Below are 23,083 nucleotides of genomic sequence, written 5' to 3' on the forward strand. Positions count from 1 at the left end.
CGTTATGTCGTACAAGAACATAAGTCACTAGTAGTAATAGCTATTTGGAATAAGATGCGTTCCTGTTACCACTCTTAGCTGTAACGCCGGGGAGTCCGTGAACAACTAAGAAGCAACTGGAAAGCAACCAGAGAGTTGTTACAGGAGTTTGCCTGATCGTTAAAAGCTGGCAGACTCGACGGAATTACGATAAAAATCATTGAACCGGTTAAGCTCAGTTTGCAGTCTGGTCTGCATCCGACCAGTACGGGAGATAAATGAATACACAGGGATCGCTCGTCGTCGCTGCATTGGCAGTGGCGTTTACGTTTCTCACCAGCGGTTGCAGTGAGGGAGCGTGGAACAACCCCCACCCGGCGGATGAAGCAGGAAAAAATATCCTGTACTCCAATTTCTCCGGGCCACCCAAGCATCTGGACCCTGTGATCTCCTACAGTTCTGATGAAGGTCGGTTTATCGATCAGATTTATGATCCACCGCTTCAATATCATTATCTGAAACGACCTTTCGAGCTGGAGCCCAATACGCTGTCGAGCATGCCAGAGATCGTTTATCTCGACGCTGAAGGCAATGAAGTGGCCTCAGACTCACCGGATCTTGCCTACAGTGATTATCTCTTCGAGTTAACGCCGGGCATCTATTATCAACCACACCCAGCGCTTGCCCTGGATACCTCAGGGGCACCTGTCTATGCGTTTGAGTCGTCGGATGATGCAGCGCCATATAGCTCCTTAAATGATTTCAGCGAAACCGGGACCCGTGAGCTTGTGGCCGGTGATTACGCTTACCAATTAAAACGGCTGGCTGATCCGACTTTGCTGTCACCGATCCGGGGCTTGATGTCAGAGTACATACTGGGGATGAACGAGTTTGCTGAAATTGCTAAGGCAGAACGTGAGGCGCAGCAGGAAGGTGAGTGGCTTGATCTCCGTACGCTCGACTTCAGCGGGGTTGAGGTCATCGACCGCTATCGCTTCCGGATACGACTCAAAGGCAAGTACCCACAGTTCAGTTATTGGCTGGCGTTTCACTTTTTTGCACCGATACCGTTCGAAGCAGACCGCTTCTACAGCATGCCGGGAATGGCCGATAGAAATATAACGCTTGATTGGTATCCGATCGGTACTGGCCCCTACATGATGACTCAGAATGATCCGAATGAGGCCATCATTCTGGAGAAGAATCCGAATTATCGTGATGATTTTTACCCAGCAGAGGGCGAGATTTCAGACCGGGCCGCAGGGTTACTTGATGATGCGGGGCAGAAAATTCCATTCATAGACAAAGTGGTGTATCGCCTTGAAAAAGAATCTATTCCGCTATGGAGTAAGTTTCTGCAGGGCTATTACGATCGCTCGGGTATCGCAAGCGACAGCTTTGATCAGGCGATTAGCGTTGGTTCTGAGGGGATAGGTCTGTCGGATGAAATGCGCGAGCGCGGAATTAGCCTCGATGTGGCGGTCACTCCGGGAACCTATTATTTCGGTTTTAACATGCTCGACGATGTGATTGGTGATACAGGGTCGGCGGAAGAGCGTGAGAAGAAGCGTCTTTTGCGACAGGCCATCGCGATTATTTACGATCAGGAAGAGTACATATCCATTTTCTATAATGGACGCGGAGAAACTGCGATGAGTCCGATTCCTCCCGGTATTTTCGGATATCAGGAAGGACAAGAGGGCATGAATGAGTCTGTATTTGACTGGGTTGATGGCGAGGCCGTCAGAAAAAATACAGAAGTCGCCCGTGATCTGATGGTGAAAGCAGGTTACCCGGATGGTCGCGATGCCGAAACGGGCGAGCCTCTGGTACTGAATCTCGATACCGTTGGTTCAGGCGGGAGCGCGGCTCAAAGCTGGTTGATTAAGCAGTTCAAGAAAATCGGAATTCAGCTCAACATCCGCGGCACTGACTACAATCGCTTCAAAGATAAAATGAAAGCCGGTAATGCCCAGATGTTCCAGTGGGGCTGGCTGGCTGACTACCCTGATGCAGAGAACTTCCTCTTTCTTTTATACGGCCCGAACGGGCAGGTCGTTACTCAAGGTGCTGGTGTTAACTCGAGCAACTTCGATAACGCCCGATACAATGCGCTGTTTGAAGAGATGAAACTGATGGAAAACAGCCCTGAGCGTATGGAGATTATCCGTGAGATGATCGATATCCTGCACCATGAAATGCCCTGGGCCTCTTCGTTTCACCCACATAGCTATGTACTCAATAATGCCTGGGTTTATAACAGCAAACCCCATGGCATCAGTAAGTCTGTACTCAAGTATCTGCGTATTGATCCGGAACAGCGTGCCCGCATGCAGGCTGAGTGGAATAGCCCGGTTTTATGGCCATTATTCATGGTCGTGGTAATTATTTTAGTCACTGCACTGCCGGGTTATCTGGCCTATCGACGCAGACTGAATCATCGTATTCGTCCAGCAGGGGGAGATAAGTAATGCTGGCTTACATTATTCGTCGACTGATTTACGCCATTCCCATTCTTATTGGTGTAAATCTTCTTACCTTTGCTCTGTTTTTTGTTGTGAATACACCGGAGCAAATGGCGCGCGTACAGCTGGGTGATAAGCATGTCACCGAAGAGGCTGTGCAGGAGTGGAAAGCGCAGCGCGGCTATGACAAACCTCTGCTGATTAACGGCGAAGCCGAAGGAGCAGGGACATTCACTGAAACCATCTTCTTCGAAAAGTCCCTCAGTCTCTTTGCGCTGGACTTTGGTAAATCTGATGCCGGCCGAAATATCGCAGCGGATATTGAGCAACGAATGTGGCCAAGCCTCGCCGTTGCTCTGCCAACATTTATCATCGGTATATCCGTTAACATCGCATTCGCATTGTTCGTTGTGATGTTCCGGGCCAGTATCTTCGACACGTCAGCCATGATCCTCTGTGTCGGCCTGATGTCTGTCTCCGGTGTGTTCTATGTGATTGCGGGTCAGTTTTTCTTCGCTAAAGAGTGGAGCCTGGTGCCTATTTCCGGTTATCTCGGCGGTGCAGATGCCTGGCGCTTTCTGTTATTACCCGTGATTATCGGTGTGATTTCGGGTATTGGTGGTGGCACGCGGCTCTATCGGACTTTGTTTCTGGAAGAGGCGAATAAAGATTATGTGCGTACTGCGCGTGCTAAAGGTGTGGCCGAGTTGACCGTGCTTTTCCGGCATATTCTGCCTAACGGTATGATCCCGATTCTGACCAGTGTGGTCGTGGTCATTCCTTCACTTTTCATGGGTAGCCTGCTGGTGGAGTCTTTCTTCGGTATTCCGGGGCTGGGCAGTTACACCCTGGATGCTATCCAGGCTCAGGATTTTGCCATCGTACGCAGCATGGTATTTCTTGGCTCTGTTCTTTACATCATCGGACTTCTGCTGACTGATATTTCGTACACACTGGTTGATCCACGGGTGAGGTTGTCCTGATGGAAGTATTTGACGTACGTCTACACCTCCTCTGGAGTGATATTTTAATTTTCCTTTTAGTGGCTTCACTGTGCGTTTTTGTCGTTACTGTTGTCCGCAACCCTCTGGCCCGCAAACGCTGGTCTCAGGTCTTTGAATCACGTATCGGTTCTGCGTCATTTCTGGTGATACTGTTTTACGTCCTGATCGCATTAACGGACTCGGTTCATTTTCAGAAGAAACTGGATCAGGCCGGTGATTCTGGCGAGGTCCACTATGCTCCTGAAGTCACGAGTTTACTGGACCTTGCGCTGGCACCTATGTTCGGGCGAGACGAAAAAACATATTCAGCTCCTTTTGCTATCCATTCTTTCGCCAAAGAAAATATGGAGTTACCGGAAGGCGGAGTGATGCGTGACTATCCACGCCTTGAGCACGGTGGTAGTCATCTGGACGATGATGCCCAGCATGAGGCTGACATCGTCGTAAAAAGTATGACGGTGGTTGGCTGGACACTGGTGCCAGTGTTGATCCTTTTATTCCTGCACCATTCCTTCATGAAAAAGCGCGATTCGCGACTTCCTTGGCCCGTGATTTACTTTACTTTCTCCGCTATTGTTGTGGTATCGAGCTGGGCTCTCTATATGAGTCAGTTCTACCACGTTCTCGGCACTGATAAGGTAGGTCAGGACGTTCTCTATGGTGCGGTGAAAGCTGTCAGGACTGGCGTCCTGATTGGTACTCTGGCCACCCTCGTTACGTTGCCGCTGGCAGTATTGTTGGGGATTTCCGCAGGGTATTTCCGTGGCTGGGTCGACGACGTTGTCCAGTATATTTACACGACGCTTAACTCGATTCCGGGCATCCTCCTGATCGCCGCTTCTGTACTTCTGATAGATGTGTACATAGAGACGCACCCTGAGCAATTCAAACTCTTGAGCGACCGGGCCGATTTTAAATTTGTCGCTTTGTGTTTCATTCTCGGTATGACCAGTTGGACCGGTTTGTGTCGGCTGCTGCGCGCAGAGACACTTAAACTTAGCCAGCTGGAATATGTACAGGCCGCGCACGCATTTGGCGTCAGTCGCTGGCGCGTAATTATGCGTCATATCCTGCCCAACACGACGCACCTGATTCTGATTGCACTGGTACTGGATTTCAGTGGTTTTGTGCTCGCTGAAGCGGTTCTGAGTTATATCGGTGTGGGTGTTGATCCGTCGATGAAGAGCTGGGGCAACATGATTAATGAGGCCAGGGCTGAGCTGGCTCGAGAGCCGGTTGTCTGGTGGTCTGTAATAGCCGCCTTCATCCTGATGTTTGTACTGGTGCTGGCAGCAAACCTGTTCTCTGATCGTGTTCGTGATGCCTTTGACCCTCGCATGTCCGGTAGTGGAGATAACAAATGAAGCCATTACTACAGGTAAATAATCTGGTTATTGGTGCGGGCGGCAGTTGTCTTGTTGATGACGTCAGTTTTGAAATTAATGCTGGCGAAGTTTTCGCTCTTGTCGGTGAAAGTGGTTCAGGAAAATCTCTGACCAGCCTGGCTATCATGCGCCTGCTCGGTGAAGGTTTGAGCATCAGGGGCGGTGATGTGCAGCTTGGTACCGATTCGCTCTTTGCTTTGAGCGAAACTCAGATGAACGCGGTTCGTGGACGCAGGGTTGCCATGGTGTTCCAGGAGCCTCAGAGCTCCCTCAACCCCGTGCAGACCATAGGTACACAGATCGGTGAGGTACTGACTCTGCATAGGGGCAATGCTCCGGATACCGCAATTATTGAACTACTGAACGAAGTCGGGATACCGAACCCTGAAGAGCGCCTTAACTGGTATCCGCATCAGCTTTCGGGTGGGCAAAAACAACGCGTGATGATTGCAATGGCATTGGCGTGTGAGCCGGAACTTTTGATCGCGGATGAACCAACAACAGCACTGGATGTGACGATTCAGAAGCAGATTCTTGAGCTTCTTAATGAACTTCGTCGTAGCCGCGAACTCGCTGTTCTGCTGATTACCCACGATATGGGCGTCGTTGCAGAAATGGCGGACAGAATAGCGGTAATGCGTCACGGTAAAATTCTGGAACAAGCTGAGCGCTCACAGTTCTTCGTGAACCCCAGCCATGAATACAGCCGTCAGTTAATTCATGCGTTACCGCAACCTGACGACTATCTCGAATATGAAACTCACTCTCCACTGCTGGATGTTCAGGACGTCAAAGTCTGGTTTCCTGAACGACGCGGCGTGCTTCAGCGTGTTGTTGGATATACGAAAGCCGTCAACGGTGTCAGCTTTACTATAGGCCGGGGTGAAACGCTGGCTCTGGTTGGAGAGTCTGGCTCTGGAAAAAGCACGGTAGGGCGGGCAATCCTTCGCCTCGAAGATACCGCAAGTGGCACCATACACTTCGACGGTGATGAGATCGGTCAACTAAATCAGCGCAGGTTCGCTTCTTATCGGAAGCGGATTCAGGTGATTTTTCAGGACCCGTTCTCTTCAATGAATCCGCGTATGACGGTCAGAGAAATTATCGAAGAAGGAATGCTGAGCCTTGGTCTCGGTGGTACTGACGAATCCCGGGAGGCCCGGATTCGTGAGCTTCTTGAGCGTGTTGGCCTTGAGGCTGGGCACCTTAACCGGTATCCGCACGAGTTTTCTGGCGGGCAACGGCAGAGGATTGCTATTGCCCGGGCAATTTCAGTTGAGCCTGAATTAATTATCTGTGACGAACCGACCAGTGCGCTTGATGTGTCTATTCGTGGCCAGGTTTTGCAGTTGTTGCAGGAGCTTCAGGAAGAGATGGGGTTATCGTACCTGTTCATCACCCATGACCTTTCGATTATTCCACATCTGGCACACCGTGTTGCAGTGATGCGGAACGGACAGCTGGTGGAACAGGGCGAGACCCGCCAGGTCATGACTTCGCCGGTACATGAGTACACTCAGCATTTGCTTCAGGCGGTGCCTCGTATACCAGAGCACGCCTGACTTATTGTTTTTAGCGGCGTACAATCCGGCCATCTTGTTTTCCTTCAGAGGTCTACCCGTTGGCTGGATTAACACAACCCCAGATTGAAGCCGCATTGAGCGGATACCACGATCCTTATCTTGAGACTGATCTGATTTCTGCCGGCTGCGTCCGCGATATTCGCATTGACGGTCCGGCTATCGAAGTCGACATTCACCTGAACTATCCCTCTGAGTACCTGAAAGGCGGTATTGCTCAGGTTCTTCAGACATCTCTTGAGAATATCGATGGCTGTCAGAGCGCGCGCGTTAATATTACCTGGGAAGTCGAAGAGCATAAGAGCCAGTCGGCATTGGAAGCGATCGCCGGGGTTAAGAATATTGTTGCTATCGCCTCAGGCAAAGGCGGTGTCGGGAAGTCGACAACCAGCGTGAACCTGGCATTAGCACTTGCCAAAGATGGCGCCAAAGTGGGCCTGTTGGATGCCGATATCTATGGGCCGAGCCAAGGCATCATGCTGGGCATTGAAGAGGGCACTCGCCCGGAAACCATTGATAATAAATGGTTCGTTCCTGTTGAGGCACACGGCATTAAATCTATGTCGATGGCGTATCTGGTGACCGAAAGCACCCCGATGGTGTGGCGCGGCCCTATGGTCTCAGGTGCGCTGATGCAGATCCTGACGCAGACTCAGTGGAGCGAGCTTGATTATCTCCTGATCGATATGCCACCGGGTACCGGTGACATTCAGTTGACCCTGAGCCAGAAGTTTCCGGTCAGTGGTGCTGTTATTGTGACCACACCTCAGGACATCGCGTTGGCCGATGCGCGCAAAGGCGTTGAGATGTTCAACAAAGTGAATATTCCGGTGCTGGGGATGATTGAGAATATGAGTATGCATATCTGTTCTCAGTGTGGTCACGCAGAACATATCTTCGGGCAGGACGGGGCAGAACGTCTGGCGCAAACCTACCAGACCAAAGTGCTGGGTTCCTTACCATTGTCGACCTATATCCGTAAGCAGAGCGATGAGGGTACACCTGTTGTTGCCGCGGATGATTGCTCCGAAGTGTCTATGATGTACCGCCACGCAGCACGTCGCCTGGCCGTAACTCTGGCGACGTCAGAGACTGGTCAGAAGATACCGGATATTCAGATCAGCGACGATTGATTCAGTCTGATTCAGCCCCGGTCAGTGCAGGCTGTCACTGAAAATGCTTACCGCATTGACAGCCTCACGTGCTCCCTGACGTATTTCGAGAATTACCTCCCCAGCGCGGGTCGCAAGTGCAACCCCTTCTCCTGCCTGATGCTGACAGGACTCCATGCTCTGTATCGCAAGAGACGTACCCGACTGCATTTTGTTGATCATCTGTGAAATTTCTTCGGTTGAGCTGCTGGTTCGGGCGGCGAGCTGTCTGACTTCATCAGCCACAACAGCGAATCCACGCCCCTGATCTCCGGCCCGTGCCGCCTCAATTGCAGCGTTCAGCGCCAGAAGGTTTGTCTGGTCGGCGATTCCCCGGATGGTGTTTACGATAGACGTAATCATGTCTGATTGAGAACCCAGCTCAGAAATTACACTTGCAGCCTCCGACACCGCTGTTGAAACCTTGGTCATCTCATCGGATGCCTGCTGAATAATATCGGTGCCAGTCGACGCGGATTGCTCGGTGGCGGTTGTGATGTGATAGGCACTTGCTGCACGTTCTTTCTCTTTCAGCGCCCTCTGAACATTAGCGGTGATGTCGGTGGCAAATTTTACGACACCGTACACCTCGCCTTGAGAAGAAATTAGCGGTGTATAAGACGCCTCCAGCCACAGATCCCTGCCATCTTTACGCACACGACGGAAGCGGTCGCTGAAGAATTTTCCCTCGGCCAGATTCTTCCAGAACTGCTCGTATTCGGGGGTGGAAGCGTCTTCTTCGGGGACAAATATTCTGTGATGTTTACCGACGATCTCACTGGCAGAATAGCCTGTAGCGGCAAGGAAATTATCATTGGCTCGCTGAATAATACCATCGCAGTTGAATTCAATGACGGCCATTGACCGCTCTACCGCTTTGAATGCATCTGTAAAGCGGTTGTTTTCTTCCATCAGTGATGTCACATCGTGCGCAATCTTAACCACTTTAGTTACCTGACCATTGGTGTCTCTGATAGGGGCATAAGTGGCATCTAGCCAGATGGTATTACCGTCCGCTTTTTTCCTTCGGAACTGGCCGTTAACCAGTGTGCCAGCCGCCAGTTTTTGCCAGAAGGCGGCGTATTCCGGACTGTTTACGTCCTTTTGATGGCAAAGCTCTTTGTGAGGGCGGTTGATCAAAGAGCCATCATCACAACCGAAGAGTCCGTGATATAGAGAATTTGCGGTCAATACCGTGCCTTCTGTGCTGAATTCCGCGACAGCCTGGGTCTCGTAAATAGATTCCAGCACGCTAAGCTTTTCAGCGATATTCGATGCTTCTTCCGAGGGTTTTACAGGTTTGCGAGAGAAGAACATGGGTGTGCTCCAGACTTATTCTGCCTGATTCAGACTAGTTCAGTATCTTCATTAAGGCCAGAAATGAGAGTTATTCATATGTAGCTAAAAAGTGTTTTACAGGGTAGCTTTATCGTTATCTTTGATCATTTCAAATGATGGCGAACTGGCTACACTGAGCCTTATAACCATGACAACTCAGCCGAAGAGCTGACTTAGATGAGAGACGACTATGAGCCAGTACCAGCACATTCTGGAACCCCTTGATCTTGGATTCACTACTCTGAAAAATCGGGTCATGATGGGCTCAATGCATACCGGCCTTGAAGATCGCCCCTGGCACTTCAGTGAACTGGCTGAATATTTCGCTGAGCGTGCCCGCGGTGGGGTAGGCCTGTTAGTTACCGGTGGTTTTTCGCCTAACCGCTCTGGTGACCTGTTACCTTTCGGTTCCAAAATGCTCAGCAGCTGGCAGGTACCGTTTCACAAGAAAGTAACATCGGCGGTGCACGAGAATGGTAGTAAGATCCTGCTTCAGTTATTGCATGCCGGTCGTTACGGTTACACCCCGTTTAACGTCGCTCCTTCAGCGATTAAGTCGCCGATTACCCCTTTTAAGCCACGTGAGCTGACGACTAAACAGGTCTATAAGACCATTGGTCATTACGCCCGTGCGGCGAAGCTGGCTCAGAAAGCTAACTATGACGGCGTTGAGATCATGGGCTCAGAAGGTTACTTCATCACGCAGATGTTGAATGCGCGTACCAATAAGCGTACCGATGAGTTTGGTGGCTCTTATGAAAACCGCATGCGCTTTCCGCTTGAAGTGGTTCGTGCTGTCCGTAAAGCGGTAGGCCCGGATTTCATCATCATGTTCCGTCTGTCGATGCTCGACTTGGTGGAAGATGCATCGACCATGGAGGAAGTGATTACTCTTGCAAAAGCACTCGAAGCTGAGGGTGTCACACTGATCAATACAGGCATCGGCTGGCATGAAGCTCGTGTGCCTACCATCGTAACGTCGGTACCACGCGCGGCGTTTGTCGATGCAACGGCTAAAGTAAAAGAGCAGGTAAACATCCCTGTTGTGGCGTCAAACCGGATCAATATGCCGGACACGGCGGAAGAGGTGATCTCAAGTGGTAAGGCTGACATGGTATCTATGGCACGGCCACTGCTGGCAGATGCTTTCTGGGTGAAGAAAGTAGAGGAAGACCGTGTTGATGAGATCAATACCTGCATCGCCTGTAACCAGGCGTGTCTCGACCACACCTTCCAGAATAAGCGGGCGAGCTGCCTTGTAAACCCTCGCGCTTGTCATGAAACCTCTTTGAAGTACGTGAAGACCAGTGCTCCTCGTAAAGTGGCTGTGGTTGGCGCAGGCCCGGCGGGCCTTGCTGCTGCGACTGTGGCTGCAGAGCGTGGCCACAAGGTCACTCTTTTTGAAGGACGTGGTGAAATTGGCGGTCAGTTCAATTACGCCTCACGCATTCCGGGTAAAGAGGAATTCAAAGAGACGATTCGCTACTTCAACACCATGATTGAGCGTTTAGGCATCGACCTCAAGCTGAACACTATGACCTCAGCCGATGAACTGAAAGCCGCTGGTTTTGATGATGTGATCGTCGCGACCGGTGTCGAACCTCGTGTGCCTAAAATGCCTGGAATTGATCACGCCAAGGTCGTGACTTATCAGGAACTGCTCGCCAACGAAATGAAGCTGGGTGGCAAGGTTGCCATTATGGGAGCAGGCGGTATTGGTTTTGACGTGGGTGAATACCTGGCGCATGAAGGTGAATCCACAACGTTGAATAAAGATGCCTGGATGAAAGAGTGGGGTGTGGATATTACAAACACAGAGCGTGGTGGTTTGATTGCTTCAGATATGGAGCCTTCACCGCGTAAGCTTTACTTGCTGCAGCGCAAAACGTCTGCACACGGTAAGGGACTTAACAAGACAACTGGCTGGGTACACCGTGCAGTGCTGAAAATGAAGCACGTCGAAATGGTCGGTGGCGTCAGCTACGACAAAATCGATGATCAGGGTCTGCATATTACTGTGACGAAAGGAGAGACGTCCGAACCTCGTGTGTTAGACGTTGATCACATTGTTGTGTGTGCTGGTCAGGTGTCCGTGAACGGCATCTATGAAGCACTCAAGGAAGAAACCGCTTTCCGTACACACCTGGTTGGTGGCGCTGAATTCGCGGGTGAGCTCGACGCCAAGCGCGCTATCCGTCTCGCCAGTGAGCTTGCTGCCGGCCTGTAAAAAAACGGTCCGGGCGCTGCGGTTATGCGGCGCCCGGTGTCACTTCCTGGTATTGCACTTCTTTTGGTTACTGCACCATTCTGGTTAGAGGCTACCAACTGGCTTTACTGCCAGAATCGGCTGTGCTTTCTGTTTCTTTGATTGCCTCAGGCAAGCGTATATTCAGAGTGAAGCCCTGTGACGACGGAGGGCTTACGATGCTGCCTTTCATAATGTTGGTCACAAGGTTCCGCACCTCGTAAAGCCCCAATCCTTTTTTAGTCGCCTCTGAACGACGTGTTGTGAAGAACGGCAGAAATATCTTTTCGCGGTGATCTGTACTTATGCCACGGCCATTGTCCTGAAATTCAATATCAAGCACTCCGTTGTCAACGGAGGCCGAGACTCGCACATAGAGTGTCTGCTCATCGTATTTCTCAGGGTTGTGTACGACGGCATTCTCAGTAAGCTGATTCAGAATCTGTTCCAGTAGACTGGTGTATCCGCGCCACAGTGCGGTGTCAGGGTAGCTGATAACTTCCAGTGAGAGATGGCGGTATTGATGTTGGGCTCTTTGTTTCCAGTCACCCAGCCATGCCCGTAGGTAGATGCTATCGGCATATTGTGAAGAACTCGCTCCCATGGATGACTGAATCAGCTGATTCAGCTCAGCAAGTCTGGAAATATTGTCCGTCACCTGATGGATCGCAGTTTTCAGTTCGCTATCGACAAGAATCTCGTTATCGTCGACCCGCCCCTTAATGTGTGTGGTTGCCAGCCTGATATTTCCCAGGGGAGTATTCATTTCATGCGAAACACCCATCACCAACTGTTGTAAAGACTGATTCCGGTTGTCTTCCAGTTTTCGTAGCGCGGCTTCCTGATCGTATTTTTCAGTGACATCCAGAAATGATCCAACCCATTGATATCCTTGATCCGAGATCTCCTGGCGCATCGTTAGAATTGCGTTTACGGCCTTGCCGCGCCGTGGCATAAGAATCAGTTCGTATCCGGTGACCCTCATATCGCGACCAAGTAGCTCCCAAAGCTCAATCGAAGCATGCGGAGACTCAACAAACTGATCAAAATGCGGCTTAGCTTCGACCACCTCTTCTACCGATGGAAAGCCGAGCGCAGAGGCGAATGCCGGGTTACAGTCGGTAATCTCACCGCGGCTGTTAAGCTGGAAGCGGGCTGAAATGGAGTTCTGATACAGATCTTCGTATTGCTTGAGATAGCGTATAGCCTGTGACTGGCTATCGCTCAGGCGGCGCTGATCTTCCTGTTGCGCCTCTCGTAACATATTGATCCGTGCCCCCATTGCAAGCGAGATCAGAATGACGTCAAAGACCGAACCAATCTGGTAGCCGTATAGAATCAGGGGGGTACCCGGAATCACCCCAAGCGTACTCATATTTGCAGAGATTACGCCCATCATGAAAGCCAGCCAGGCGATGGTGAAGTACTTGGCGGGTTTGTGGCCTTGCGTCCAGGCACGGATCCCGGCTAGTAGAGTGTAAATCGCAAGAAGGGAGTTCACGTAATTCTGGATGCTAACTGCAGTCTGGTATGGCGCTGCCATAGATAATATGGCGAAGCCAAGTGTCACAGGGACGTAGACCCGATAAACCATTGCGGCCTTCGGGCAATAATTTTTCAGCATCAGCAGTTGGGGTAGAAAGAGGGCGAAGAAAAATTGACTGATAGCAAACGACAGAGGGACCATAAACGCATTCAGTTCGGGCTTATCTGGCCAGAAATAGCCGAAGGCGGAGCCTTCAAAGTTCATATGAAAGAACAGAAAACTACTGACGAATGCGGTGTAGTAGAGGTATAGCCGGTCACGTACTGCAAAAAAGAGAATGAGATTGTAGAGCGCCATGGCCAGCATGACCGCGTAGTACGCCCCCCGGAATACACCATTATTGATGAGTTGGGTGTTAAGAGTCGTTTGATCAACGAACTCCATAGGTAGCTGATAGGTCCCTTCTGTGGTGACATACAGGTAGAGGTCGTATGTGTTACCTGGTGTGAGGTCCAGTGGCAGAATCAGATTGGGATGATCTATGGCTCTCTCAGTATAGGGGATCCTGTCTCCCCCTCGGGCTACATGGCATTGATTCGCATCGCGTATGCCCTCTGGGCATTGAAACAGAGCGACGGTATCCAGAAGCGAATATCTATTACGAAGAAACCAGTCGCGATCATCTTTCGTTTGCACCTGCATTACGAACCAATAACCAGCATCACCAACCCCGAGGTTCGGGTATTCATCAGTGCTTCGTTGCCATGGCTGCTGCTCGTGCAAAGTTGCGAGTTGTTCTGAGGCTGAATCTACTGACAGCTTATCCGTTTTCAGATACTGCCAATGCTTACCTGCGAGGTAAGTCGAGCCAGCATCCAGAATTAGAGGCGATTGATCCTGCACTGAGGGCAGGGCCAAGGCCGGAAGCGCAGCAGTGATGAGCAGACAAAGCGCCGCGATGAAAGAGAGTATGGAAGGCACAGAAATTCCTTTGCGCAAAGCGACCAGATCCTGATTGGCATTTCGGGCCATTATACCCTCCGATGCGGAAGAATGCAGTGCGTTGCGCAGACATTGTGACAGGGCTCTCATCGGGCTGGCCAACGCCTCATCCTTTAAGTAATCTACTCCTCTTTAATCGCGCTGGAATAATAAGAAATTGTATGTTTTTTGAGCAGGAACGGAGCCAGTTTTTCCGCCCGTTAACCGGTAAGTATCGAGCGCAGGTCATGGAGTGTCTGAAAGAGCTCTATCAGAGGCTCTACAGCTCTAGCAGTGCTGACTATGGTCAGGCGATTCAACGAGACACCGTGATTGAAGTCTTTCAGGAAGCTCTAGTGCGGGCTCCGGTTCTGGCTGACGAATACGACAGTGAGGATGAGTCCAGCGAGAGCCGCTTCCGTACCAGCCGTGAACAGGCAGGTTGGGTACTGAATCAACTCATTGAATACGGCTGGCTTGAGAAGCAGGTCGATGAGGCCAGCTTACAGAGCACTTTCGGATTTACCCGGTTCGGGCGCCAGTTCACTGAGCCTTTTATCGAAGAAAGCCGGGCTATGGCACGGACCCGTCATCGTAATACACGGAATACCCGTAACTCCCTTGAGTCCTTTCAGGAACGCGGCGACATATACGATCTGCTTGACGCCTATGAGTACTCAGAGCGCATCATCAGTGACTTTACCGATGTGATTGGCGAGCTTGAGGAACGCAAGCGCGACCTTGTTCGTGAGATGGAAGACCAGTTGCTGATCGAGCGCGCCAGTGAAGCCTTCTTCGACTTCATGGAGAACCGCTTCCAGCCAGATCTCTCTGTGCGCTTGTCAGCGGACAACGTGGAGAAGCACCGGGACCAGATTCAGGGTTTGATTGATCGTATCCGTAAACAGGACGTCGAATTCAAAGCCAACGCCGAGAAACGCCTACGTGAGTTATTACCAGAACTGGGGAAAGAGGGCAGTTCGGTACTCTGGACCATTCTCGATGGCATAGAACTGCGTATGCGGAATGCCAGCGACATCATGCTGCCTGCATTACGTCGTGCCCTGCAGAGCTTTACTAAGCGGGCAGACATTATCATTCGTCAGATGAGTTATCTGGCATCGCAACAACACAACGACGTTCTTGCGGTATGCAAGCACCTCTCATCGCTTACTGAAGAAGAGCAGGCGAGTGCTCTGGAGAGAGCTGGAGAGCTTATGGAAGTACCGCAGCTCCGCCTGGTTGATCCTGCTTCTGTTCGCATGCACGCCTCACGAACCCGTCAGAAGATCGAAGCGGCACTGGACGATGGCAAAGGTGACTTTGATGTCGATGCCCGTCGGGAGATCTATGTGCAGCAGGTATTGGATCAGGCCTTCCTAGTGAACCAACAGGCACTACGGCACTTTATGAGCAGCAAGCTCAGTAGCGGTAAAAAAATATCCACACGCGATATCCCGATTGAATCGGCGAAAGACTTCCTGGCGGTTGCACATGCGATTGGTTTGGGCGCAGCCGATGGACTCTCGTCAGAGTTCGAATTCCATATTGATTATGATGAGAATCCGCGTGAAGAAAACAGCGATGGTTACTTCATCAAAAAAGACCACTTTACCTTCGAACTTGTTCAGAAACAGTCCTGAGCGGGTACAGAGAAAAGAATCAGATTATGTTGCATGAAATAGATCGCGAACTGGAAAAAGAAGGCCTCAGCCAGAAAGAATATTCTGAGCTGCTGGTACGCTTGCTCGATTACGGAGTAATTTGCCGTGATGAATCTCAGATCGAGCAAACCCTGTACGACCGGTTTGTCCGTATCGAAGAACTGGTGGGCGAGTACCTTTCAGTTCTGGGTATCCGCATTCAGCACGATAAGCGCTTTCAGTTTATTCGTTTGTACCCGCCCGGCGCGCAGGTACCGGGGATGGATGAAGATCAGCAGAACGTTGGCAACCCAGCATTTCGCCAGCGCCTGAATCAGAGCGAAGTCGCCTTGATTCTCGTATTGCGCGCGCAGTACGACAAAGCGTTGCGCGAAGGGGCTGTTGATGAGCAAGGCTGTGTCATGGTGTCACTTGAAGGCCTGACCATCGCCATGAAAAACCTGCTGAAGCGCAGCCTGCCAGAAAACGTCACTGAGCGGAAAGCGCTGTTCCGTAAGTTGCGTCAGATGCGTCTTGTTCAACTGCAGAATGAAGACAGCGTCCACGATGGTGATATCTGGTTGCGTATTCGCCCAATGATCATGAGCTACGTCAGCGATGAAGTGCTTACTGAATTAATGGCGACCGATGAAGACGACGAAGGCGATAACGAGACTTCCGAATTAAATTCTGAAGCCGGCCAGAGTGAAGATGCCTGGGCTGAAGCAGAGGCCAACGTTGGCGAAGAGTCTAGTTCTGACGTGCCTGCGTCTGAAGAGCCGATTGCAGAAGATGAATCTGAACAGGAAGCTGAGTCTGAAGCGGTTACTTCTGAAGATATCAGCGCTGGCACTGATGAGCCGAATCAAGAAGAAAACTCATCAGAAAATGCCAAAAGTGCTTCGGCGGATGACGCAGAAGAAAGTGAAGAAAAAGAAGATCAGGCAGAACCTGAAACCAAGCAACCCGTCAGCCTGTTCGGAGAATAAAACGATATGTTCCTGAAGAAGTTTATTTACATCAACTGGGGCAATATCCCTGCGACCGAATTTGAGTTTGGTCCGATTAATCTGCTATCGGGTGGCAACGGCTCTGGTAAAACGACGGCTGCTGATGCTATTCAGACCATCATGACCGCAGCGCACGATACGCTGTTTCACTACAATCCGGGTCAGGACGAAGCGACACAGCGTGGTCGTGGTAAAAACGTTCGTACACTGGCTTCCTACGTGCTGGGTTGTGATGATGGCAGTTATGCGCGCCCGAATGGCGCCGTGGGTTATCTCGGTGCGGTTTTTTATCCAACCCAAGGCGAAAGTGGTGAACCTTTCACGGCGATTATTGGTGTCAGTGCGACGGTGGATCGTGCTGGTGGTGCACCGGTAGCGCGCCAGAATGATATTCAGTTTTTTATCGTGGCTGGTGAAGAGTTAACTCAGAATGACTTTCTGCTGGACCTTGATGACTCTCATCAGGAAGTTATTCCACTTGGGAAACTGACAAAAAATCTCGCGCGCAGGATCAACCCGAACAGCGTAGAGAAGTACGACACCAAGAAACAATATCTGCGTCGACTGTACGGTGCTCTGCGTGGCCGCAACGATGCGGTTCCGGAGCGCGAGGCAATGAATGCCGCGCGTACCTTCTCGCGCTTTATGGCCTACAAGCCGGTTAAAAGTATAAATGGTTTCGTGGCGAATGAAATTCTCGAAGCCAAAGACATGGGCGATGCAATTCGCAGTGTCTCGGATCTGATGAAGACCATTTATGCGATGGAATCCGATGCGAATAAACTCGCTGAGTCCATCGAAATGCTGAGTGGCACGCGAGACAGTGCAGGGCGGTATATTGATCAATGGATCGACTACAACGTTCTCGAATACACCGCAGCGCGCAGTCGTTATCTTAACGACCAGAAGAATTACCTGAACGCGAAAGAAATCCAGCAGCAGATTCGTGAGTCTCTGAATAAAACTCAGAAAGAGCGTGACGTTGCACAGGATCGCCGTAAGCAGGTGCGCGAGCAATTAATCAGTATGGAAGCCCGCCGTCAGGGCATCGACGCGCTGCAGGATAAAGATGCCGCAGAGCAGGCGATCAATGATGGTAAAGCGAAGCTGCAACAGCAGGCAATTCCGTTGCTTGAGCAGGATCAGATGTTGCAGGCATCGCTACGTGCTACTGAGCTTTTATATGGGGCGTTGCAGAAAACTAACGTCGCTGCAGAAATTCCGTCTCTGGGTAGTAAACGTATTGCGGAGCAAGCGCGCGAAGTACTGGCTATTAAAGACAATGGTGCCGTCGACTTCCGTAAACTCCTCGGTAAAGACTGGATCGATCTTTCACCTCTGGAAGCTCACCTCGACGATGCCCGCACCCAACAGTCACTGGTAAACAGCTGGCGCGATCGCTTCCACGATACTGAACTGGAAAGCAGCGGCGTATCACTGCGCGATCAGATTGCCCGTGTGGCGGACCGTCGTGATCAGAAGCTTCAGCAAGCGAAGCACCGTATGGTGCAGAAGCAGAATGAAATCTCCAGCCTTGAGGCACGCCAGGCGACGTATCCAGGGTATGTGCGCCAGGCGCTCGAAGCGATTATGCGTGAATGCCCGCAGGCAGAACCGCGCGTACTGGCGGACTACGTTGAGGTCACTGACCCAGACTGGCAGAGTGCGGTCGAAGGTTATATCGGTGGAGCGCGCTTCAGTATTATTGTTGAGTCTGCGTTTGAAGCCGAAGCTGCGCATATTCTTCGTCAGATTCCGGGTGGCAGCCGCGCTCGTGTTATTCAGGGTGAGAAAGCGAAAAAAGACAGTGAACGGATGAAAATTCCGGCGAATTCCATTATCCACCTGATGGATTTTGAACACGCGACTGCCCGTTATTATCTTGAAGCCAGTTACGGCACGGTCGAGCAGGTAGCCGATATTCAGGCGCTGCGTATGACACGTCGTGGTGTGACGAAAGAAGGTCTGGGCTCGGGTGCGTATTCTATTTATCGCTGTGACCTTGAAGATGCGGATCTCGTTTTCGGTTTAGGAGCGCGCGAGCGTGCACTTGCGGCGAAGCGCAGCGAAGTGAATATGCTCGAAGACGTTGCTAACGAAGCAAACTATCAGCTTCGTCAGGCGCAGCAGTTACTTGATGCGGTTAATCTTCTGCGTCACGTTACCTTCGCAGACCAGATGCAATCGATGCTCGATACTCAGTATGCGATGACGCAGGCTGAAAATTCACTGAAAGGCGTGGATGTCTCCAGCTTCGGTGATATTGAGCACGAATTTACCGCACTTAAAGAAAAAGCGGACGACCTCGATGCACAGATAAAAGAGCTGGATGGTGAGCTTGGCCGTTTGCAACAACAGTTAAATGATGCTGAAAAAGCCGTTAAGGCACTGAGTGAGCATCAGGAGCAGACATCAGACACGGCTGACGCTAAAGAAGATGCCCTGCGCTCTATCGTGGGTATCTGGCCTGACTTTGATCTTGAGAAGCGCCTGGAACAAGCGGATAAAGAGGCCGAAGAAAGCCCGGTTGATGCAATTGAGAACCTGCGAAAATCGGTTTCTCAGGAGCTCAATTCCATTGCGTATGAAATTGAGCGGAACATCACTGAACACAATCAGACTTGCCAGACCGTCGATTCGATTGTTTACGCTCCGGATTATCGTGATGAGCATGGTGCGAAATTTTTTACCGGTGTGTGTGACCTTCAGCGCGAAGTCGAACGTGTTCACAACCGTTTGAAGAATAATATTCTGGTCGAGAAGCAGGACAAGCTGCATCAATTACGTGAAAGCTTTAATAACGTCTTTGTGACCAACCTGTGTCACTCAATTTATCAGGCGATCAACGACGGCAAACGTATTCTTGAAGACCTGAATAAAGAGCTGGCTCATCACCAGTTTGGTGCTGACCGCGAAACCTATTGGTTCGATTGGGAATGGGTGCCAGAGTACAAAGAGTACTTCCAGTTCTTTGATGAAGTGATCAAAAATCCGGCATTGGGAGACGGTGCGACTCTGTTTACGGCTGAGCTCTCTGCCAGTTCCGTTAAGGTTCGCGATCAGTTAATGGATATGCTGCTCGACGATGACGAGCAGAAAGCGATGCGCGAGCTTGAGCGTATTTCTGATTACCGTAATTACCGCTCGTATGAGATTTATAAACAACCGCTGAATAAAGAACCGATCGCTCTTTCACAATACGGTACAGGGTCCGGTGGCCAGCTAGAGACGCCAGCCTACATTATTCGTTCAGCAGCCATTACTTCAGCTTTCCGCTTTAATGAAGGGGATACTCACCTGCGTATTGTGCTAGTGGATGAAGCCTTCTCGAAAATGGATGAAACCCGCTCTAAAGAGGTGATTAATTACCTTACCGAGAGCCTGGGTCTGCAGTTGTTGTTTATTATGCCGACCAGTAAATCGGGACCATTTATGGATCTGGTTTCGAACCAGTTTGTCTTCTCAAAAGTACCGCTTACCGGCGGACAGAAGAAAGGGGAGTTGCAGACTCGGGTGCTGGTCGACAGGCAGCAGTGTAACCAGGAAAAGGTTAAAGAGCTTTGGGCGAACCACCGCCGGACTATCCGTCACCAGGCGTCACTAGACTTTATGGAAGAGTTTGCCTGATGGTGGCCGCCTATGGTGTTGAAGATGCTTCTTTCCGTGCTGCGGGAGAGTACGAGGGTATAAAAGCCCTCGTTGACGGCTTTTACGATGCGATGGAGGCTCTGCCTGCGGCTAAAAAAATCCGCGATATGCACCCCGCGGATTTAACCGAATCACGCGATAAGCTGACGCGCTTCTTGTGTGGCTGGTTAGGAGGGCCGCGCCTGTATCGCGAAAAGTACGGGCCAATCGCGATCCCTCGGGCCCATGCTCATTTGCCGATTGGCGAGGCTGAGCGGGATGCCTGGCTGTTGTGTATGGAAGAAGCGCTAAAGTCACAGGCGTACCCTGAAGAGTTCAAATCCTACCTGATGACCCAGTTATTCGTGCCCGCAGAGCGGTGCCGTATGGCGTCAGAGTCAATGACGAGGCACTCATAGTATTCCGGAGATCCGGATGCAAAACGTATTGCCAACAGGTCAGCCTCTCGTTATCTTCCTTCCATCACAACAATAAAAACCGGATCGAATATGAGCACATTCTCCCGACTTGTGGTTTACGTTATGGCCGCAATACCAGTCATTAGCGTTCATGCCGAAACCATCAACGATTACGCCCTCTGGAACATCAAAAGTGACCCGAGAGAAACGCGCTGGATCCAGATTCGTGAGTTTCAGCGTATGGAAGGGGAAGAGATTTTTCATATTGATGTGTACTCACGCGAGAACGGTGATATGCAGGAGCTTGCCATGCGCCTCGCTGACCATATTGCGATTGAGCGCGAAGCACTGCTGAACAGCATCGGTCAGCCGGTTGATACCGGTGTTCCAGAGCGGGTGGCTTATGATAAAGCCGTCACCCGGTGGATGAAGACACCGGCAGCCCAGCGTGAAATCTGTCGGCGCCCGGTGCAGAGGTGTCTTGATCCTGTATTCTCGGAGTAAATACTACCGACTAGCGATAGTCAGAAACCACGTTCGATTAGGTCTCTCATTACCTGCTCATAAAAATCGGCCACGGAACCCTGATAGGGAGGCCGCTCCTGAAGCCAACTCTCCTGAGGGCCGTAGTATTTATTCCGGCCGGTAAAGTAATTGTGATAGTAACCGTGGCTTAAAATACTGCCATCCAGTGTCTTGATATGCTCGAAGTTACTGCGGCTATCCGCACAAGGTGGATAGCCAATCTTATCGAAATTCTGAGAGTCCATCGTGGTATAGCCATCATTAGGGCCGTATAGGGCGGTGACCCCAAGATAAAAAGTCGCGTCGCCCCAGTATTCGTAATCCCAACTTCTTATGCGTGCTGAATAACTGAAGTAACTTACGCCATTACAGTTCTCGTTGTCTTCGTTCACGAGTTCGTACCAACCTTCCTCCTGTACGCCAATCGCATCCAGCAGGTCACGCCACGCAGTCTCATCACGGTAAAAGTCTTCTCGCATGTAATGACTTGAGAGAGAAGTCAGGCCACTCAGGAAGGCTCTGAACTGACCGTTAATATCCAGGTCATACTCGTCCGGATTATCAGGGTCGTATCCTTCGGTCAGAACCAGAGGTTGGTTGAACAGAGCCTCGTCTGTGGTTGTATCTCCTACCTCCCGCCACATGAGGTCTGTATTCAGACGCTCGCCTTCTTCGAATTCCCAGAAGGGTTCGCCAGCAACAGGGTCAATCCAGCCGTCGCCAAAAACATAATTGGAAAGATACATGCCGTTAATGCCGATGGTCGCGATTTCTGCGCCGAGATGCTCGCCAGAAAGTCCCACCACTGCAGCGACATGCTTTGCCATAGAGCCTTCTTCTGGGGCGCTATCACTGGCTGGCAAGGCAGTTGTCATGAAACGAGCATCCTGAGTTCCTTGTGATGTACCAATAATGATTACCTTGTCTGCCTGCGTCGCGGATAAAGCTTCATAGACCGTATTGCGGAGGGAGCGGGCACGTATGTGATAGGTTGCGTAGGCTGGTTTGTCGGCGATAAATACCTCGTTGCCGCAGGCTTTAAGGCGGTCAACGATGTCTTTACTGAAGTAGCGATGGTATTGCGCTATATCGCTGGTACGTTTTAGGCGGTTGTCATAAAGGTTGTCGATGCGCGGCGGCAGGTGAGCTTCATCAGCGGGTAGAATCCACTCTTGGCAGCCATTGTCAGAATCCCAGGCTGCGCAATACTTCTGCAGATTATCGGATTCTCGCGTCATGCACTCGTCAGCTGTCCAGCTGTCAGGGCAGATGGTCCGTAAGCCAAAATGGTGGGATAAGACGATAGGGTACTGAAGCCTACACTCATTAAATTCCTGAGCATAAGAGGCCGGAGATAAAATGATTAAAAGAGCGGCGAGGCGGAAGCTGACATTCATATCGATTCCCTGACTGTGAAGTGAAGCCCTGAGAAGGCTGAAGCCCCAGTATGGTCGGCGCCGGAGCGTTTGTGTGACCATCGATGCAATGAAATGCGCCAACTCATGGTGCACATGGGGCCAGTTTGTCGGACTCGTTAACCGAAGGTTGGATATGCTTGTCCCGGATACTTGCAAATTACGATACTCCCCGGCTTACTGGAAAGAGTTAAACGCCAACATGGATTTACCATGAAAGGACTCATTCTTAGCCTCAGTATTGCGACTCTTGTGTCATGTGCGCAGATGCCCGCAACTCATCCTGCTCAAAGTAAGCAGCCAGACACGGCCTCGGTGACTCCTGAGCCCTGTATCGGAACAACCGATTTGCCAGCATCATTGCGCGACAGTTTTGTTCCAGCCGTTGATTCAGACTTATTAAATGCTGCGCTCGGAGAGCCTGGCAAAGGCGGCTTGTGCCAGGGGCAGGTGTATATTTCAACTGGCGTAAAAATCGTTACCCTTTATCGCGCCTGGAACAGTACTAATCCCGGAAGCACCTATGGCAATTGGTGGGCGTTCAATAAGCCGTCAGGAAAGGTTGCTGAATATCGTGAAGACTTCGAAATCTGCTACCAATGGTCACCGCTGGATAAGTTGGTCACTTGTGAGCTGAAGGCGGGTACGAAAGTAGTTGTAGGGAACGGTCAGAGCGCCTATTGCTCTGAATATCTGACTTATAGTGTGTCAGCCAGTCAGCAGGTCTACATAAATGACGCGAGTAATTCAGTTATGAATTGTGAGACCGCAGACGGGGTGCTCGTCTGGCAGTAAGGTGATCAATAGAGTGATGTAACTCAAGTACGAAA

Annotated in this window: 14 protein-coding genes and 2 pseudogenes; 12 read left to right on the plus strand and 4 right to left on the minus strand. The window is 50.8% G+C overall.

Annotated elements, in window-relative coordinates; all coding sequences use genetic code 11:
- Positions 1-257 precede the first annotated feature (257 nt).
- Genes B3007_RS04430 through apbC form a run of 5 tightly spaced genes read left to right on the plus strand, consistent with a single transcriptional unit; the run spans position 258 to position 7,546 of the window.
- A complete protein-coding gene (locus B3007_RS04430) occupies positions 258-2,450 on the plus strand; it encodes an ABC transporter substrate-binding protein (protein WP_301378457.1) in 2,193 nt (730 codons plus the stop codon).
- Positions 2,450-3,427, plus strand: coding sequence for an ABC transporter permease (locus tag B3007_RS04435; RefSeq protein WP_301378459.1), 978 nt, complete (start codon positions 2,450-2,452; stop codon positions 3,425-3,427). Before B3007_RS04430 ends, B3007_RS04435 begins: the two co-directional genes overlap by 1 nt.
- Positions 3,427-4,812, plus strand: coding sequence for an ABC transporter permease (locus tag B3007_RS04440; RefSeq protein WP_301378461.1), 1,386 nt, complete (start codon positions 3,427-3,429; stop codon positions 4,810-4,812). Before B3007_RS04435 ends, B3007_RS04440 begins: the two co-directional genes overlap by 1 nt.
- Positions 4,809-6,395, plus strand: a complete 1,587-nt coding sequence (locus B3007_RS04445) for an ABC transporter ATP-binding protein (RefSeq protein ID WP_301378463.1) — start codon at positions 4,809-4,811, stop codon at positions 6,393-6,395. Before B3007_RS04440 ends, B3007_RS04445 begins: the two co-directional genes overlap by 4 nt.
- A 59-nt stretch (positions 6,396-6,454) precedes the next feature.
- The gene (apbC, locus tag B3007_RS04450) at positions 6,455-7,546 is read left to right on the plus strand and encodes an iron-sulfur cluster carrier protein ApbC (protein ID WP_301378465.1); all 1,092 of its coding nucleotides are present in this window, start codon (positions 6,455-6,457) and stop codon (positions 7,544-7,546) included.
- A gap of 21 nt (positions 7,547-7,567) precedes the next feature.
- Here the strand turns inward: apbC and B3007_RS15620 are convergent.
- Positions 7,568-7,903 (minus strand): annotated as a pseudogene (locus B3007_RS15620) (methyl-accepting chemotaxis protein); the annotation flags it as partial.
- 213 nt (positions 7,904-8,116) lie between these two features.
- Positions 8,117-8,881 (minus strand): annotated as a pseudogene (locus B3007_RS15625) (PAS domain-containing protein); the annotation flags it as partial.
- A 211-nt stretch (positions 8,882-9,092) separates the two neighbouring features.
- Here B3007_RS15625 and B3007_RS04460 point away from each other — a divergent pair.
- A complete protein-coding gene (locus B3007_RS04460) occupies positions 9,093-11,129 on the plus strand; it encodes an NADPH-dependent 2,4-dienoyl-CoA reductase (protein WP_301378468.1) in 2,037 nt (678 codons plus the stop codon).
- A 91-nt stretch (positions 11,130-11,220) separates the two neighbouring features.
- On the opposite strand, the gene B3007_RS04465 is transcribed toward B3007_RS04460, so the two are convergent.
- Positions 11,221-13,665, minus strand: coding sequence for a 7TM diverse intracellular signaling domain-containing protein (locus B3007_RS04465; protein WP_301378470.1), 2,445 nt, complete (start codon positions 13,663-13,665; stop codon positions 11,221-11,223).
- 131 nt (positions 13,666-13,796) lie between these two features.
- Here B3007_RS04465 and B3007_RS04470 point away from each other — a divergent pair, with 131 nt between their 5' ends.
- From B3007_RS04470 to B3007_RS04490, 5 genes are all read left to right on the plus strand, one after another.
- Positions 13,797-15,257 carry a Wadjet anti-phage system protein JetA family protein gene (locus tag B3007_RS04470; protein WP_301378472.1) on the plus strand — a complete coding sequence of 487 codons (1,461 nt, stop codon included), beginning with the start codon at positions 13,797-13,799 and terminating at the stop codon, positions 15,255-15,257.
- Between the two features lie 26 nt (positions 15,258-15,283).
- Complete coding sequence (locus tag B3007_RS04475) at positions 15,284-16,246, plus strand: DUF4194 domain-containing protein (protein ID WP_301378474.1); 963 nt, start codon at positions 15,284-15,286, stop codon at positions 16,244-16,246.
- Positions 16,247-16,252: 6 nt separating this feature from the next.
- Positions 16,253-19,894, plus strand: a complete 3,642-nt coding sequence (locus tag B3007_RS04480) for an ATP-binding protein (protein ID WP_068437650.1) — start codon at positions 16,253-16,255, stop codon at positions 19,892-19,894.
- On the plus strand, positions 19,894-20,313 hold the full coding sequence (locus B3007_RS04485) for a group II truncated hemoglobin (RefSeq protein WP_068437653.1): 420 nt from the start codon (positions 19,894-19,896) through the stop codon (positions 20,311-20,313). The genes B3007_RS04480 and B3007_RS04485 overlap by 1 nt, the downstream gene beginning before the upstream one ends.
- Before the next feature lie 90 nt (positions 20,314-20,403).
- Positions 20,404-20,817 carry a DUF5086 family protein gene (locus B3007_RS04490; protein ID WP_068437656.1) on the plus strand — a complete coding sequence of 138 codons (414 nt, stop codon included), beginning with the start codon at positions 20,404-20,406 and terminating at the stop codon, positions 20,815-20,817.
- 20 nt (positions 20,818-20,837) lie between these two features.
- Here the strand turns inward: B3007_RS04490 and B3007_RS04495 are convergent, their stop codons facing one another.
- The gene (locus tag B3007_RS04495) at positions 20,838-22,076 is read right to left on the minus strand and encodes an esterase/lipase family protein (protein WP_301378477.1); all 1,239 of its coding nucleotides are present in this window, start codon (positions 22,074-22,076) and stop codon (positions 20,838-20,840) included.
- Positions 22,077-22,466: 390 nt separating this feature from the next.
- Here B3007_RS04495 and B3007_RS04500 point away from each other — a divergent pair, with 390 nt between their 5' ends.
- Positions 22,467-23,048 (plus strand): hypothetical protein, encoded by a 582-nt coding sequence (locus B3007_RS04500; protein WP_068437661.1) that lies wholly within the window; start codon positions 22,467-22,469, stop codon positions 23,046-23,048.
- Positions 23,049-23,083 lie beyond the last annotated feature (35 nt).

Origin of the sequence: Thalassolituus sp. UBA675 (assembly GCF_002297765.1) — a bacterium.
Taxonomy (GTDB): Bacteria; Pseudomonadota; Gammaproteobacteria; order Pseudomonadales; family Oceanobacteraceae; genus Thalassolituus.

Bases quoted from the DNA above. Each gene is read 5' to 3' on its own strand.
- B3007_RS04430 (WP_301378457.1), top strand. From the start codon at position 258: ATGAATACACAGGGATCGCTCGTCGTCGCTGCATTGGCAGTGGCGTTT.
- B3007_RS04435 (WP_301378459.1), top strand. From the start codon at position 2,450: ATGCTGGCTTACATTATTCGTCGACTGATTTACGCCATTCCCATTCTT.
- B3007_RS04440 (WP_301378461.1), top strand. From the start codon at position 3,427: ATGGAAGTATTTGACGTACGTCTACACCTCCTCTGGAGTGATATTTTA.
- B3007_RS04445 (WP_301378463.1), top strand. From the start codon at position 4,809: ATGAAGCCATTACTACAGGTAAATAATCTGGTTATTGGTGCGGGCGGC.
- B3007_RS04460 (WP_301378468.1), top strand. From the start codon at position 9,093: ATGAGCCAGTACCAGCACATTCTGGAACCCCTTGATCTTGGATTCACT.
- B3007_RS04465 (WP_301378470.1), bottom strand. From the start codon at position 13,665: ATGGCCCGAAATGCCAATCAGGATCTGGTCGCTTTGCGCAAAGGAATT.
- B3007_RS04470 (WP_301378472.1), top strand. From the start codon at position 13,797: ATGTTTTTTGAGCAGGAACGGAGCCAGTTTTTCCGCCCGTTAACCGGT.
- B3007_RS04475 (WP_301378474.1), top strand. From the start codon at position 15,284: ATGTTGCATGAAATAGATCGCGAACTGGAAAAAGAAGGCCTCAGCCAG.
- B3007_RS04480 (WP_068437650.1), top strand. From the start codon at position 16,253: ATGTTCCTGAAGAAGTTTATTTACATCAACTGGGGCAATATCCCTGCG.
- B3007_RS04485 (WP_068437653.1), top strand. From the start codon at position 19,894: ATGGTGGCCGCCTATGGTGTTGAAGATGCTTCTTTCCGTGCTGCGGGA.
- B3007_RS04490 (WP_068437656.1), top strand. From the start codon at position 20,404: ATGAGCACATTCTCCCGACTTGTGGTTTACGTTATGGCCGCAATACCA.
- B3007_RS04495 (WP_301378477.1), bottom strand. From the start codon at position 22,076: ATGACGCGAGAATCCGATAATCTGCAGAAGTATTGCGCAGCCTGGGAT.
- B3007_RS04500 (WP_068437661.1), top strand. From the start codon at position 22,467: ATGAAAGGACTCATTCTTAGCCTCAGTATTGCGACTCTTGTGTCATGT.